Raw genomic sequence first — 13,962 nt, forward strand, 5'->3', positions numbered from 1 at the left:
TATGCAACATGACGCAAGCGACCGCCGATCAGGGACAGGCCGGTTGATATTTCTGGTTGGGCCGTCGGGTTCCGGGAAGGATTCCCTGATCGACGCTTCGCGTGAGCAACTGGCCGTCGCCGGGGTAGAAATAGCCCGCCGGGTCATCACCCGGTCGGCCGAAGCCAAAGGCGAAGCTGCCCAAGGGGTCACGCCCGAGCAGTTTGATACCTTGCGTGCGCAGGGTGCGTTTGCCATGCACTGGCGGGCCAATGGCCTGGACTATGGCATACCCCGGCAGGTGGACCAGTGGTTGGCGGCGGGGAGGCCGGTACTGGTGAATGGCTCGCGGGCTTATCTGGCAGAGGCCCGTCAGCGCTATCCGGACTTGCTGGTCGTGTTGGTCCAGGTCAAGCCTGAGGTGCTGCGCCAGCGCTTGCTGGCCCGGGGCCGGGAAACCACAGAAGAAGTGGAGCAGCGCCTGGCGCGCAGCGCACGCTTGCAGGCTGCAGCCGACCCGTCGGTGCATGTGCTGGATAATTCTTCCACGCTGGAGGCGGCGGTCGCTGCATTCTTTTCGCTGCTTCGCAATCAGGGCGTGCTACCGCGGGGATAGCAGCCGCAGAAAAGGATTACGCGAAAAAGCCCAGTTGAGGCATGACAAACGCCAGCATGCTGGTTAACATGCTGGCCATCCCGCTGTGCAGCGCTCGCTGCCGGTCGTAGCGTCTCAGTAGCTCAATTGGATAGAGCATCCCCCTCCTAAGGGGAAGGTTGCAGGTTCAATTCCTGCCTGGGACGCCATTCTTGTCATTCCGATAATTGTCTCCTTTGTCGCCGCCGCGCTGCTGTTAAAGCACCTTCGCTTGGCCAGCTCACTATATCGGGCTTGCTGCTTGTTGCGTTTCATCCTGGTCGCCATCCGCCTTGGCGACCTGCTCTTGCGCTTTCTCCTCCACCTTGCGCTCGATGTTTTCTTTCATGCGCTGGGCGATCAACTCGTCGACTTTTGCTTTCATTTCTGGTGGCAGGGCGTCGTACTCTTCTTCGGTCAGGCCTATCTCACGCAGCAGTTTTTCCTTGATCATCTCGCCAGGCGACTTGGACATGAAGTCGTGAAATTCCTCCCGGGCAGTCTTGGGCGGCAGTGGTTCTCCGATGATCGGCTCGTTGGTCGCAGAACCCAGGTTTTGCAGCATCACCTTGAGTTTGGCAAAAGCTTCTGCACGAGCATCCTCAGCGTTTTGCTGAGCGGTACTGCCTCCGTTCTGCTGTTGGCTCGCCGTGTTGGCGGTGGATATTGGCGTGCGGACAGGCGCAATCTGGGCCATTGCCTGCTCATCGTTGGCGTGCCGAGGCTGATGGAGCGTGGGCTGCCAGCTCACGCCGTTATGGGCAATTATCATGTTTCCTCCTTGGAAATCTCGTTGACAGCTTCCAAGCGCAAAAGCCATGCCAGCATTCTATCGGCCGAAATCAGGGCCTTGGCGCTATTTCCGATACGCGCGGGCGGGCATATGCTTGCCCGTGTCAGGCATGATCTTGCCGCCTGCGGCAATTACCACCACTGTCGGCAGCCCCTTGATCGGAGCGCAGTTGCTGGGCATCAGGGAGAGTGTCCATGAGTCAAGAAACCAGGCCGGTACCTGCCGGCTTCAGTGAACAGCAGTTGCACACCTTGTTCGATTTGATCAGCGATGGCATCTGGGACTGGAATGCCAATACTGGCTACGTTTATCGCAACCCGGGCTGGTACAGCATGCTGGGTTATGCCAGCCACTCCATGGCCAACTCGGTATTTACCTGGGAGAGCGTGATCCATCCTGAAGACTACCCACGGGTAATGGCGCATTTCGAGGCCTATATCAATCAGCGCAACGAGCGCTACCGCATTGAATACCGTTGCCGTTGTCAGGATGGCAGCTACATCTGGATCGAAGACAGCGGCTACATCATCGCGCATAACGAGGACGGTTCCGTGGCGCGCATGCTGGGTGCGCATCGCAATATCGACGCTGGCAAGCGCTTGGTGGCTCAACTGGAGCAGAAGAACCAGTCACTGGAGTTTCAGGTGGCCGAACGCACCCGCGAGTTGTCTCGGGTTAACCAGCAGTTGCAGCGGCAACTGGACGAAAACCGTGAACTGGCCGAACGCGATGCGTTGACCCGGGTCGCCAATCGTTACCGGCTGGAGAGCGCGTTGCACCTGGAGTGCCAGCGCGCCCAGCGCTTTCGCCAGCCGTTGTCGCTGATTGCCATGGATATGGATGATTTCAAACCGATCAACGACCGCTACGGTCACGCCCGTGGCGATTCGGCGCTGGTGCGGGTGGCCGAAAACCTGCGCACCTGCTTGCGCGAACTGGACCTGCTGGCGCGCTGGGGTGGCGACGAGTTCGTCATCGTGCTGCCGCAGACCGCATTGGGGGAGGCGCTGGAGGTGGCAGCGCGCTTGCGCCAGGTGCTCGAGCTAGTGGAGCCGGTGGGGGATTGTCGACTGACCATGAGCTATGGCGTGGTGCAACGGCTGGATGGGGAGGACCAGGACGCGCTGCTGGCGCGTGCCGACAAGGCGCTATACAGGGCCAAGCGGGCAGGCAAGAACGCAATTTCCGAGTAGCGCCCGCTCAGAGATGGCGCTGTTTTCTGGAGGTTTACATGGCCTGAATGAAAAAAGACCCGCAGCGCCTCTCGGCGCAGCGGGCCAAATCGGCCTCGGCCGCTTCAGTGTCAGATATGCAAGGCGTGACCCAGGGCGCGCAGCGCGGCTTCCTGTACCGCTTCACCCAGCGTGGGGTGGGCATGAATGGTGCCGGCCACATCTTCCAGGCACGCGCCCATCTCCAGCGATTGGGCAAACGCCGTGGACAATTCGGAAACCGCCACGCCAACTGCCTGCCAGCCCAGAATCAAGTGATTGTCGCGTCGCGCCACCACGCGCACGAAACCGCTTTTCGACTCCAGGCTCATGGCCCTGCCGTTGGCGGCAAACGGGAACTGCGCGACGATGCAGTCCAGGCCCTGCTGGCTGGCTTGTTCCGGGGTCTTGCCGACCACCACCAGCTCCGGGTCGGTGAAGCACACGGCGGCAATTGCAGTAGGCTCGAAGCGGCGGGTCTTGCCGGCGATGATTTCGGCGACCATCTCGCCCTGGGCCATGGCCCGGTGCGCCAGCATCGGCTCGCCGGCGACGTCGCCGATGGCCCAGACGTTGCGCATGCTGGTCTGGCAGTGCTCGTCGATGGCAATGGCGGCGCCGTTCATCTTCAGGTCCAGGCATTCCAGGTTGAAGCCTTGGGTGCGTGGCCGGCGGCCCACGGCCACCAGTACCTGGTCGGTCTCCAGGCGCAGTTGCCCGCCCTTGCCGTCGTTGGCCAGCAGGCAACCATTTTCGTAACCTTCAACGCTGTGGCCCAGGTGCAGGGCGATGCCCAGCTTCTTCAGCGACTCGGCCACCGGGGCGGTCAATTCGCTGTCGTAGGTCGGCAGGATGCGCTCACGCGCTTCCACCACACTGACCTGTGCACCCAGCTTGCGATAGGCAATGCCCAACTCCAGGCCAATGTAGCCACCCCCTACCACCACCAGATGTTGCGGCAGGGCTTTCGGTGCCAGGGCTTCGGTGGAGGAAATCACCGGGCCACCCAGCGGCAGCATCGGCAGTTCGACACTGCTGGAGCCGGTGGCCAGCAACAGGTGCTCACACTGGATGCGCTGGCCATCGACCTCGACCTGCTTGCCGTCGAGCACCTTGGCCCAGCCATGTACCACTTTTACCCCGTGCTTTTTCAGCAAGGCGGCAACACCGGTGGTCAGGCGGTCGACGATGCCGTCCTTCCAGGCCACGCTCTGGCCGATGTCCAGGCGCGGCGAGGCTACGCTGATACCCAGCTCGGACGCCCCGGCAAAACGCGAAGTCTGGTGGAACTGTTCGGCCACATGGATCAGTGCTTTGGACGGAATGCAGCCGATGTTCAGGCAGGTGCCGCCCAGCGCCTGGCCTTCTACCAGTACGGTGGGGATGCCCAGTTGCCCGGCGCGGATGGCAGCCACATAACCGCCGGGGCCGCCGCCGATGATCAGCAGGGTCGTTTGGATAGTCTGGTGCATGCTCACTCCACGAACAGGCAGGCGGGCTGTTCGAGCAGGCCGCGCACGGCCTGGATGAACAGGGCGGCGTCCATGCCATCGACCACGCGGTGGTCGAACGAACTGGACAGGTTCATCATCTTGCGCACGACGATCTGGCCGTCGATCACCACTGGCCGTTCGACCATGCGGTTGACCCCGACGATTGCCACTTCCGGGGTGTTGACCACCGGCGTGCTGACAATGCCACCCAAGGCGCCGAGGCTGGTCAGGGTGATGGTCGAGCCGGACAGCTCTTCGCGGCTGGCCTTGTTGTTGCGTGCAGCGTTGGCCAGGCGCGAAATTTCGCCGGCATTGGCCCACAGGCTGCCCGCTTCGGCGTGGCGCAGCACGGGTACCATCAGGCCGTTGTCACCTTGGGTGGCAATGCCCACATGCACCGCGCCATGGCGGGTGATGATCTGCGCTTCGTCGTCGTAGGTTGCGTTGATCTGCGGGAAGTCACGCAGCGCCACGACCAAGGCGCGCACCAGGAATGGCAGCAAGGTCAGCTTGCCGCGGCTGTCGCCGTGCTTGCTGTTGAGCTGCTGGCGCAGGGCTTCCAGGGCGGTGACGTCAATTTCTTCCACGTAGCTGAAGTGTGCGACGCGGCGCTTGGCGTCCTGCATGCGCTGGGCGATCTTGCGACGCAGGCCGATCACAGGCACCTGTTCGCTGTCAGTGCGCTTGGCATAGCCGTTCGGTGCCTGGCCGGCATTGCTTTGCGGCTTGCTCATGAAGGCGTCGAGGTCTTCGTGCAGAATACGCCCGGCCGGGCCGCTGCCATGCACATAACGCAGTTCGATACCGGCATCCAGGGCGCGTTTGCGCACGGCCGGCGAGGCCAGTGGCTTGTCGCCCGGCTGGCGCGGCACAATGGCCGCAGCTTCGTGATTGGCGGGCGCCTGGTGCGCGGCGGGTTTTACGTCTTTCTGCGGTTCCGGCTTGGCTGCAATCGGGGCCGCCTGGGCCTCTACCGGCTTTGGCTGAGGCACATCCACATGGTTGCCGCTGCCTTCCACTTCGATGCGGATCAGTTCGCTACCGACCGCCATCACTTCACCGGGCTGTCCACCCAAGGCCAGCACTGTACCGCTGACCGGCGAAGGGATTTCGACGGTGGCCTTGTCGGTCATGACGTCGGCCACCACCTGGTCCTCGGCGATGATATCGCCGACCTTGACGAACCATTCCACCAACTCGACCTGCGCGATGCCTTCGCCAATGTCCGGCATCTTGATGACGTGCGTGCCCATTCAGACCTCCATGACCTTTTTCAGTGCCGCACCTACCCGCGAAGGGCCGGGGAAGTAAGCCCATTCCTGTGCGTGAGGGTAGGGGGTGTCCCAGCCGGTGACGCGCTCGATCGGCGCCTCCAGGTGGTGGAAGCAGTGCTCCTGCACCAGCGCCACCAGTTCGGCACCGAAGCCGCAGGTGCGGGTGGCCTCGTGCACCACCACGCAACGGCCGGTCTTTTTCACCGACTCGACGATAGTATCCAGGTCCAGCGGCCACAGGCTGCGCAGGTCGATCACTTCGGCATCGACGCCGCTTTCTTCGGCGGCCACCTGGGCCACGTACACCGTGGTGCCGTAGGTCAGCACAGTCACGTCATTGCCAGGGCGGGTAATGGCGGCCTTGTCCAGCGGTACGGTGTAATAGCCGTCGGGCACGGCGCTGTGCGGGTGCTTCGACCACGGTGTTACCGGGCGGTCGTGGTGGCCATCGAACGGGCCGTTGTACAGGCGTTTGGGCTCCAGGAAGATTACCGGGTCGTCGCATTCGATCGAGGCAATCAGCAGGCCTTTGGCGTCATATGGGTTGGACGGCATAACGGTGCGCAGACCGCACACCTGGGTGAACATCGCTTCCGGGCTCTGGCTGTGAGTCTGGCCGCCATAGATACCGCCGCCGCAAGGCATGCGCAGGGTCAGCGGGGCGATGAACTCGCCGGCCGAACGGTAACGCAGGCGGGCCAGCTCGGAGACGATCTGGTCGGAGGCCGGGTAGAAGTAGTCGGCGAACTGGATTTCCACCACCGGGCGCAGGCCATAGGCACCCATGCCCACGGCGGTACCGACGATGCCGCTCTCGGAGATGGGCGCATCGAACACGCGCGATTTGCCGTACTTGTTCTGCAGGCCTTCGGTGCAGCGGAACACGCCGCCGAAGTAACCGACGTCCTGGCCGTACACCACTACATTGTCGTCGCGCTCAAGCATGACATCCATGGCCGAGCGCAGGGCCTGGATCATGGTCATGGTAGTGGTGGCCATGGCGGTTTCCGGGTTTATGCTGTTGTTGTGGTCGTTCATCTCAAACCCCCAGTTCCTGGCGTTGACGGCGCAGGTGTTCGGGCATCTCCTTGTACACATCCTCGAACATCGAGGCGGCGCTCGGGATATGCCCGTTGGCCAGGGTGCCGTATTGCTCGGCTTCTTTCTGCGCAGCAATCACCGCAGCTTCGAGCTCGGCCGTGACGGCCTGGTGTTCTTCCTCGGACCAGTGGCCGATCTTGATCAGGTGCTGCTTCAGGCGGGCGATCGGGTCACCCAGCGGGAAGTGGCTCCAGTCATCGGCAGGGCGGTACTTGGAGGGGTCGTCCGACGTCGAGTGCGGGCCGGCACGGTAGGTGACCCACTCGATCAGGCTTGGGCCCAGGCCGCGTCGGGCGCGTTCGGCAGCCCAGCGCGAGGCGGCGTACACGGCGACGAAGTCGTTGCCGTCAACCCGCAGCGAAGCAATACCGCAACCCACGCCACGGCCGGCAAAGGTGGTCGACTCGCCACCGGCGATGGCCTGGAAAGTGGAAATGGCCCACTGGTTGTTGACCACGTTGAGGATGACCGGGGCGCGGTATACGTGGGCAAAGGTGAGGGCGGTGTGGAAGTCCGACTCGGCAGTAGCGCCGTCACCGATCCACGCCGAGGCGATCTTGGTATCGCCTTTGATCGCCGATGCCATGGCCCAGCCGACCGCCTGCACGAACTGGGTCGCCAGGTTGCCGCTGATGGTGAAGAAGCCGGCTTCGCGCACCGAGTACATGATCGGCAACTGGCGGCCTTTGAGTGGGTCGCGCTCGTTGGACAGCAGTTGGCAGATCATCTCGACCAGCGATACGTCGCGGGCCATCAGGATGCTTTGCTGGCGGTAGGTCGGGAAGCACATGTCAGTGCGGTTCAGCGCCAGCGCCTGGCCGCTGCCGATGGCTTCTTCGCCCAGGCTTTGCATGTAGAAGGACATCTTCTTCTGGCGCTGGGCAACCACCATGCGGCTGTCGAAGATCCGCGTCTTGAGCATGGCGCGCATGCCTTGGCGAAGGATCTGCGGGTCGATGTCCTCGGCCCACGGGCCTTGCGCGTCGCCTTGCTCGTCGAGCACGCGGACCAGGCTGCAGGACAGGTCGGCAGTGTCGGCAGCATCGACATCGATAGCGGGTTTACGGGCCTGACCTGCATCGGTGAGGCGCAGGTAGGAAAAATCGGTCTGGCAGCCTGGCCGGCCGGTGGGCTCGGGCACATGCAAACGCAGGGGGGCGTACTCGTTCATGCTTTTTACGCTCGCTCGGGTATTTGTTTTTGTGAGCTCTGAAGCGGCCGCCGCTGAGTACCGGCTTGTGACTGGTAAGTCAGCGTCACCTACATCTTAGTGGCCCGGCAGGAGAATTTTTCTCTCAAGTTGATTGCCTTTGCCGAGCGGGGCAGATAAACATTCCGCATAAACACAAAAAACCGGTGATTTTGTCTCATGCGCAAACTCGATCGTACCGATATCGGCATTCTCAACAGCCTGCAAGAGAACGCCCGCATCACCAATGCCGAGCTGGCACGCTCGGTGAACCTGTCGCCCACGCCTTGCTTCAACCGGGTGCGGGCCATGGAAGAGCTGGGGGTGATCCGCCAGCAGGTGACCTTGCTGTCGCCGGAGGTGCTGGGGCTGGATGTGAACGTGTTCATCCATGTCAGCCTGGAAAAACAGGTGGAGCAGTCGTTGCACCGCTTTGAAGAAGAGATCGCCGAGCGGCCCGAGGTGATGGAGTGCTACCTGATGACGGGTGACCCGGATTACCTGTTGCGGGTGCTATTGCCCAGCATCCAGGCGCTGGAGCGGTTTCTCGATTACCTGACGCGCTTGCCAGGGGTAGCCAATATTCGTTCAAGCTTTGCCCTGAAGCAGGTGCGCTACAAGACGGCGTTGCCGTTGCCGGCCAATGGCATGACTTTGCGGGAGTAGGGGGGGCGATGCCGGCACAAGGATCGCATCCACCTGTAGGAGCGGGTTCACCCGCGAAGAGGCCGGCACAGCCACCCAATAGGCTGCTTGATATTTTAAACACCCCCAGCCTATGTTGATGTCAGCCTACAACAACAAGGACAAGCGTCATGAGCACTGCTCAGCTCCAGGGCATCAATGAAATCGAATGCGTCACCCCCGACCTCAACGGCGTCCCGCGCGGCAAGGTGATGACCGCCGAAGGCTTCCTCGAAGGCCGTCGTCTGCAAATGGCCCGGGGAGTGCTGCTGCAGTGCATCATGGGCGGCTACCCACCGGCGAAGTTCTACGGCAGTGACGACGGCGACCTGGCACTGGTGGCCGAACCCGGTCAGGTGCACCGCCTGCCCTGGAGCAATGACGGCCGCGCCTTGGCCATCTGCGATGCCAATGAGCTGGATGGCCGGCCCTCGGCACTGTCCACCCGGGGCCAGCTGAAAGCCGTGAGAGCCCGCTATGCGGCACTGGGCCTGGTGCCGGTAGTGGCAACCGAGCTGGAGTTCTTCGTCTTTGCCCCCAACACTGACCCGCACCAACCGTTCCTGCCGCCGGTAGGCAGCGATGGCCGCCGCGAGCAGGGCCATTCGGCGTTCAGTGTCAGCTCCAACAACGGCCTGCGTCCGTTTTTCAAGGAGGTGTATCACTGTATGGCCGCGCTCGGCCTGCCACGTGACACTTTCATGCACGAAATGGGTGTCAGCCAGTTTGAGATCAACCTGCTGCACGGCGACCCGCTGCTGTTGGCCGACCAGACTTTCCTGTTCAAGCACCTGCTCAAGGAAGTGGCGCTCAAGCACGGGCTGACGGTGGTCTGCATGGCCAAGCCGCTGGCGCGTACGCCCGGCAGCTCCATGCACATTCACCAGAGCCTGGTCGAGGCCGGCAGCGGGCGCAACGTGTTCAGTGATGAGCAGGGCCTGCCGACAGACACCTTCCACCACTTCATCGGCGGGTTGCAGGCGTGCATGGCCGACTTCACTGCCCTGTTCGCGCCCAACGTCAACTCCTACCAGCGCCTGTGCCATCCCTACGCCTCGCCGAACAATGCGTGCTGGTCCGAGGACAATCGCGCCGCTGGCCTGCGCATTCCGGCCAGTGCGCCGGTCGCGCGACGGGTGGAAAACCGCCTGCCAGGCGCCGATGCCAACCCTTACCTGGCCATTGCCGCCAGCCTGGCCGCCGGCCTGCACGGCATCGAGCAGCGCTTGCAGCCATCGCCGGCCATCCAGGGCGAATTCGAGGTGCCCGAGCACCTGAGCCTGCCGTGCACGCTGCACGCGGCCCTTGAAAGGCTCAAGCGCAGCACGCTGGCGCGGGAACTGTTCGGCAGCGAGTTCATCGAAGGCTACATCGCCAGCAAGACCCTTGAGCTGAGCGATTTTTTCGACGAGATCACGCCGTGGGAGCGCCGGGTCCTGGCGGCACAGGCCTGAGCGCGACATAACCTGCACCGGGCACGCCCCCGCAGTGCCAAATAGCTGTCGGGGGGGCCTGCGCCAGGCGGTTTTTGCCTTTATGCTGCTAGCACCCAAAACTGCCACCTGACCAGGGAGCTCCACGGGACGTATGCGAAATGTATGGAAGCCGTTTCAGTCGTTGTATTTCGCCGCGCTGATGATGTTGATCGGCTCGGGCCTGCTCAGCACCTACCTGGCCCTGCGCCTGGCGGCCGACCATGTCGACAGCCTGTGGGTGGGTGCGTTGATGGCGGCCAACTACTTTGGCCTGGCGGTTGGTGGCAAGGTTGGCCACCGGCTGATCGGGCGGGTAGGGCACATACGCGCCTATGCCACCTGTGCCGGTATCGTCGGCGCCGCGGTGCTCGGTCATGGCCTGACCAGCTGGCTGCCGGCCTGGGTAGGGCTGCGCATGATCGTCGGCCTGGGGATGATGTGCCAATACATGGTCATCGAGAGCTGGCTCAACGAGCAGGCCGATGTGAAACACCGGGGCGCGGTGTTCAGCGGTTACATGATTGCCTCGTATCTGGGGCTGGTGCTTGGCCAGTTGATTCTGGTGGTGCACCCGCAGCTCGGCCCTGAGCTGCTGATGCTGGTGGCGATGTGCTTTGCCCTGTGCCTGGTGCCCGTGGCGATGACCCGGCGTATTCACCCGGCGCCTTTGCGCCCGGCACCGATGGAGCCGAAATTCTTCATCAAACGCGTGCCGCAGTCGCTCAGTACGGTTTTGGGCTCGGGGCTGATTGTCGGCTCGTTCTACGGTCTGGCGCCTTTATATGCTTCAAGCCAGGGGATGAGTACCGAGCAGATCGGTCTGTTCATGGGTAGCTGCATTTTTGCCGGCCTGCTGGTGCAGTGGCCGCTGGGCTGGTTGTCTGACCGTTATGACCGGGCTGTGCTGATTCGTAGCGTGGCGGTGGGGCTGGCACTGGCTGCTGCGCCATTGGCGATACTGCCCAGTGTGCCGCTGGAGTTGCTGTTCGGTATCGGCTTCCTGATCTCGTTGCTGCAGTTCTGCCTGTACCCGCTGGCGGTTGCCTTTTCCAATGACCACGTGGAAAGCGAGCGCCGGGTATCGCTGACGGCGATGCTGTTGGTGACCTACGGTGTGGGTGCATGTGTCGGCCCGCTGGCGGCAGGGGTTTTGATGAAGGTATTGGGCGCGCAGATGCTGTATGCCTTCTTCGTATTCTTTGCCCTGGTGCTGGTCTGGCGCATTCGGCCGAAAGCGGTTACCGGCCTGCATCAGGTACAGGATGCACCGCTGGGCCACGTGGCGATGCCGGCGGCCGGTTCGCCGTTGTCGGCGGCGCTGGACCCGCGGGTGGATGAGCAGACCGTGCAGGACGTGATGCAGGCGCCTGTGGCGGCTGAAGACACCGAGGATGAAGAGAAGGGCGCGCAGCAACAGGCGCCTGAACCGGAAGAAGCCAGCAAGTCGGTGTAGGAGCGGGTTTACCCGCGAAGAGGCCAGCCCAGCGGAAACACAAATGAAAACGCCACCTCAGCAGGTGGCGTTTTCTGTTTTACCGACTGACGATCAATAATCGTCCTTGTCGAACCGCCGCGCCTCACGCTGCAGCTGGTACACAAAACTCTCGATCTTGCGTTGAGCCTGCCCGCTCAGGTTGTGGAAGCGCACGCCGGCAAAAGTGGTGTTGATGCGCTCTTCATAGTGCAGATGACGCAGCTCGACCATGGTATCCACCAGGCCCAGCGGGTTGCCCGCCTTGAAACGCTCATACACCTGGCCCAGTTGCAAGCGGTCTTCGACATTGCCTTCGAAGCGCAGTTTGCAGCCGGTGGCCGAGATATCCAGCAGCTTGCCTCGCAGGGCACCGTTGCCTTTGAGGTGGGCGCCGTCGAGGATGATGTCGACCAGCTGCGATAGCTTCAGTGCGGCGCGGAAGGCATTGCGGCGCTGGTGGTAGGTCATCTCTTGCGGCAGGGCGCCGCTGTAGCAGCGGTGGCCGTCGACCTCGCTGATTTTCAGCTCGTGATCGCACTCCCAGGCGATGCGCACACCATCGTGGAAGCCTTCGACGCGGAAGTGCTCGCCGTTCTCGATGAATTTCTCGCCGTCACGGGGGATCATCTCGTCCAGTGCCAGGGTATTGCTTTCGCGGTCCACGCGCACCACATAGCTCTGGAAGCGCTGGCTGCGCTCATGGAAGGTAATGATCAGGGGGTCGTGGCTTTCCTGCAGCTGCCGCAAGTTGGCCGCAATCTCCAAGGGGGTGCTCAACACCTTGGGTGGTTGCGGAGCATCGGATTCATTGAACACAGCTTATCGTTCTCCAGGCAAAAGCGACACACGCAAGTAACGGCATTTTGCCACTATGTTCTGTGCCTTGATAGAAAAATCACACTTGGCTGAGCGCGCGTGGCTTGGCCAGGGGCGAGGTGCTGCCACGGCTGTCATAGAGCGAAGGCGAATCGCCGCCCTGAAGGATGCGGATCTGGTTGTTGGTGACGTGTTGCTGCACCTGGATGATCCGGCCATTGGTCTCGTTAAGCTGTTGGCAGGCTTGCATCAATTGGCTGATCACGTTGAGTTGCTGCAGGATCAATTCACCGTTGGGCGATTGTGCCGCCACAGCCTCCACTCCGGCGCGATCTGCGCTCAGGCCAAGGCTGGTAAGCAGGTTGTTGCGCCGCAGGCCTTGCTGCTCCAGCAACACGATCAAAGACTGCTTGCGAGCCAGAATATCTTCCAGCGGTGCCATATCGCGGCCATGCAGGGCTACAGACTCCTTTTTCAGAAGGTCGAGCAGTTCCTGCATCGGGGCAATGTCATCTTCGATCAGTTGCAGCAAGGTGGTGTCGTGCATGGCTAACTCTTGGCTTTTCTGGCGTCCGTGAAGTCAGCGCGCCGTACGGTCAGCGCTGGGCTTCGAAATCAAGCAGTTTGCTGGCGACCCGGCCGGCATCGACCTGGTAGCTGCCGTCGGCGATCGCCTGTTTCAACTGGGCCACGCGGGCGCTGTTGACCACCGGCTCGTCGCGCAGCTTGTCGCTGACCTTCTGCAACTGCTGGGCCTCCTGGCTGAGGTGTACCGCTTCTCCGCTGGCGCTGGTGGCGCTTGCCGCTTCCTGGCGAGCTGCCGGTTTTTCGGCGCTGCCGGACGCGGTGTTGCTGCGCACGCCGCCCGTGACGGACGGAGAGTTATTCATGCGACTGAAGTCGATGACCATGATCAGAAACCTCTGGGTATTTGGACGCTTGCCTTGTTTTCGGCCAACCCGATATAAACTTTAGGCACAAATGCGTTGCCGCCTGTCGGCAAGCCCGCGAACCCGTGTTCTGACACAGTTTAGGAAAAGCGGTTCCTCACTGCCAGCGTAATCTGGTGGCTGGCCTACATACTGACCTCGACCTGGCCGGGGCCGGTCACCCTGGCCTTGACCACGCGTTTGGAGTTGAGGTTGCGTACCCGGATCTGCTCGCTCAGGCCGCCCTTGCTCAGGGCTTCGCCCGGCATGCGCACGCTCAGGCCACCACTACGGGCAATGATCACCACATGATCACCCTTGCGCACCACCTCGGCCTGTTCCAGGTGTTGCGGTGTGAGCACCTGGTCGATCACCGTGGGGCGCAGCATCTTCATGCCCACCGCCTGGTCCAGCTCGGTCAGAAAGCCCTGGCCCAGGGTGCCGACGTCGCGTTCGCGCAGGGCCACGTCACCTTCGCCGACCGTGTTGTCGCGCTTGAGCGGTCGGGTTACCACCACCACGTCGCGGAAAAGTCGTACGGTGGCCGGCACAAATACCGTCCACGGTGCTGCGCCGTTGCAGCGTATCCTTACCGTCACCCGGCCCAGTGGCTTGGCCGGGCTTTCCAGTGAGGCGTCCAGCTGCTGGCTGCACAACGGCATGCGCAGGCGTGGGTCCAGCGGGTTGACCTGGATTTCATAGCGCCCGGCAGTCTGGGTGGTGGACAGGTAATCTTCAACGGTGAATTCAAGAAACCCTTGGGTGACACCGATAAGCTGTTCAGGCAAGGTGAACGCGTCCGCTACCGTGCGAACGCCGGGTATCAGCAGGCACAGCGTGGCCAGCGGGCCAGTCAGCAGGCGTGTCAATCGTCGGGAAAATGTCGTTTTCGTGTGCATGACACTCAAAA

Annotated in this window: 14 protein-coding genes and 1 tRNA gene; 6 read left to right on the forward strand and 9 right to left on the reverse strand. The window is 62.3% G+C overall.

The window, feature by feature from the left end; all coding sequences use genetic code 11:
• Nucleotide 1 precedes the first annotated feature (1 nt).
• Both phnN and AC3B5Q_RS07210 read left to right on the forward strand, forming a co-directional pair.
• Nucleotides 2-595, forward strand: coding sequence for a phosphonate metabolism protein/1,5-bisphosphokinase (PRPP-forming) PhnN (gene phnN, locus AC3B5Q_RS07205; protein ID WP_021785138.1), 594 nt, complete (start codon nt 2-4; stop codon nt 593-595).
• A gap of 111 nt (nt 596-706) precedes the next feature.
• Nucleotides 707-783, forward strand: a tRNA-Arg gene (locus tag AC3B5Q_RS07210).
• 74 nt (nt 784-857) lie between these two features.
• Here AC3B5Q_RS07210 and AC3B5Q_RS07215 read toward each other — a convergent pair.
• A complete protein-coding gene (locus AC3B5Q_RS07215) occupies nt 858-1,385 on the reverse strand; it encodes a hypothetical protein (protein ID WP_021785139.1) in 528 nt (175 codons plus the stop codon).
• A gap of 215 nt (nt 1,386-1,600) precedes the next feature.
• Between AC3B5Q_RS07215 and AC3B5Q_RS07220 the strand changes: the two genes are divergently transcribed.
• Nucleotides 1,601-2,599 (forward strand): sensor domain-containing diguanylate cyclase, encoded by a 999-nt coding sequence (locus AC3B5Q_RS07220; RefSeq protein WP_021785140.1) that lies wholly within the window; start codon nt 1,601-1,603, stop codon nt 2,597-2,599.
• A gap of 110 nt (nt 2,600-2,709) precedes the next feature.
• Here the strand turns inward: AC3B5Q_RS07220 and lpdA are convergent, their stop codons facing one another.
• The 4 genes from lpdA to AC3B5Q_RS07240 are packed head-to-tail and all read right to left on the reverse strand — an operon-like array spanning nt 2,710 to nt 7,656.
• Nucleotides 2,710-4,089, reverse strand: a complete 1,380-nt coding sequence (lpdA, locus tag AC3B5Q_RS07225; RefSeq protein WP_103444742.1) for a dihydrolipoyl dehydrogenase — start codon at nt 4,087-4,089, stop codon at nt 2,710-2,712.
• A gap of 2 nt (nt 4,090-4,091) precedes the next feature.
• Nucleotides 4,092-5,363, reverse strand: a complete 1,272-nt coding sequence (locus AC3B5Q_RS07230) for a dihydrolipoamide acetyltransferase family protein (protein WP_021785142.1) — start codon at nt 5,361-5,363, stop codon at nt 4,092-4,094.
• The gene (locus AC3B5Q_RS07235; protein ID WP_003254487.1) at nt 5,364-6,422 is read right to left on the reverse strand and encodes an alpha-ketoacid dehydrogenase subunit beta; all 1,059 of its coding nucleotides are present in this window, start codon (nt 6,420-6,422) and stop codon (nt 5,364-5,366) included. It lies immediately after the preceding gene.
• 1 nt (nt 6,423) lies between these two features.
• Nucleotides 6,424-7,656, reverse strand: a complete 1,233-nt coding sequence (locus tag AC3B5Q_RS07240) for a 3-methyl-2-oxobutanoate dehydrogenase (2-methylpropanoyl-transferring) subunit alpha (protein WP_028696948.1) — start codon at nt 7,654-7,656, stop codon at nt 6,424-6,426.
• A 198-nt stretch (nt 7,657-7,854) separates the two neighbouring features.
• Between AC3B5Q_RS07240 and bkdR the strand changes: the two genes are divergently transcribed.
• The 3 genes from bkdR to AC3B5Q_RS07255 all read left to right on the forward strand — a co-directional run bounded on the left by bkdR (nt 7,855) and on the right by AC3B5Q_RS07255 (nt 11,286).
• Complete coding sequence (bkdR, locus tag AC3B5Q_RS07245) at nt 7,855-8,340, forward strand: Bkd operon transcriptional regulator BkdR (RefSeq protein ID WP_003254485.1); 486 nt, start codon at nt 7,855-7,857, stop codon at nt 8,338-8,340.
• Between the two features lie 230 nt (nt 8,341-8,570).
• Nucleotides 8,571-9,812 carry a glutamine synthetase family protein gene (locus AC3B5Q_RS07250; RefSeq protein WP_162149605.1) on the forward strand — a complete coding sequence of 414 codons (1,242 nt, stop codon included), beginning with the start codon at nt 8,571-8,573 and terminating at the stop codon, nt 9,810-9,812.
• Nucleotides 9,813-9,945: 133 nt separating this feature from the next.
• The gene (locus AC3B5Q_RS07255) at nt 9,946-11,286 is read left to right on the forward strand and encodes an MFS transporter (RefSeq protein ID WP_028696946.1); all 1,341 of its coding nucleotides are present in this window, start codon (nt 9,946-9,948) and stop codon (nt 11,284-11,286) included.
• Nucleotides 11,287-11,379: 93 nt separating this feature from the next.
• Here AC3B5Q_RS07255 and AC3B5Q_RS07260 read toward each other — a convergent pair whose 3' ends face one another.
• From AC3B5Q_RS07260 to flgA, 4 genes are all read right to left on the reverse strand, one after another.
• Nucleotides 11,380-12,123: a flagellar brake protein gene (locus tag AC3B5Q_RS07260; RefSeq protein ID WP_021785146.1), complete on the reverse strand. Its 744-nt coding sequence runs from the start codon at nt 12,121-12,123 to the stop codon at nt 11,380-11,382.
• A 79-nt stretch (nt 12,124-12,202) separates the two neighbouring features.
• The gene (locus AC3B5Q_RS07265; RefSeq protein WP_021785147.1) at nt 12,203-12,670 is read right to left on the reverse strand and encodes a flagellar protein FlgN; all 468 of its coding nucleotides are present in this window, start codon (nt 12,668-12,670) and stop codon (nt 12,203-12,205) included.
• Between the two features lie 49 nt (nt 12,671-12,719).
• Nucleotides 12,720-13,034, reverse strand: coding sequence for a flagellar biosynthesis anti-sigma factor FlgM (flgM, locus tag AC3B5Q_RS07270; protein ID WP_021785148.1), 315 nt, complete (start codon nt 13,032-13,034; stop codon nt 12,720-12,722).
• Nucleotides 13,035-13,198: 164 nt separating this feature from the next.
• Nucleotides 13,199-13,951, reverse strand: coding sequence for a flagellar basal body P-ring formation chaperone FlgA (flgA, locus tag AC3B5Q_RS07275; RefSeq protein WP_103469907.1), 753 nt, complete (start codon nt 13,949-13,951; stop codon nt 13,199-13,201).
• Nucleotides 13,952-13,962 lie beyond the last annotated feature (11 nt).

Source organism: Pseudomonas sp. D5(2026) (assembly GCF_057766845.1).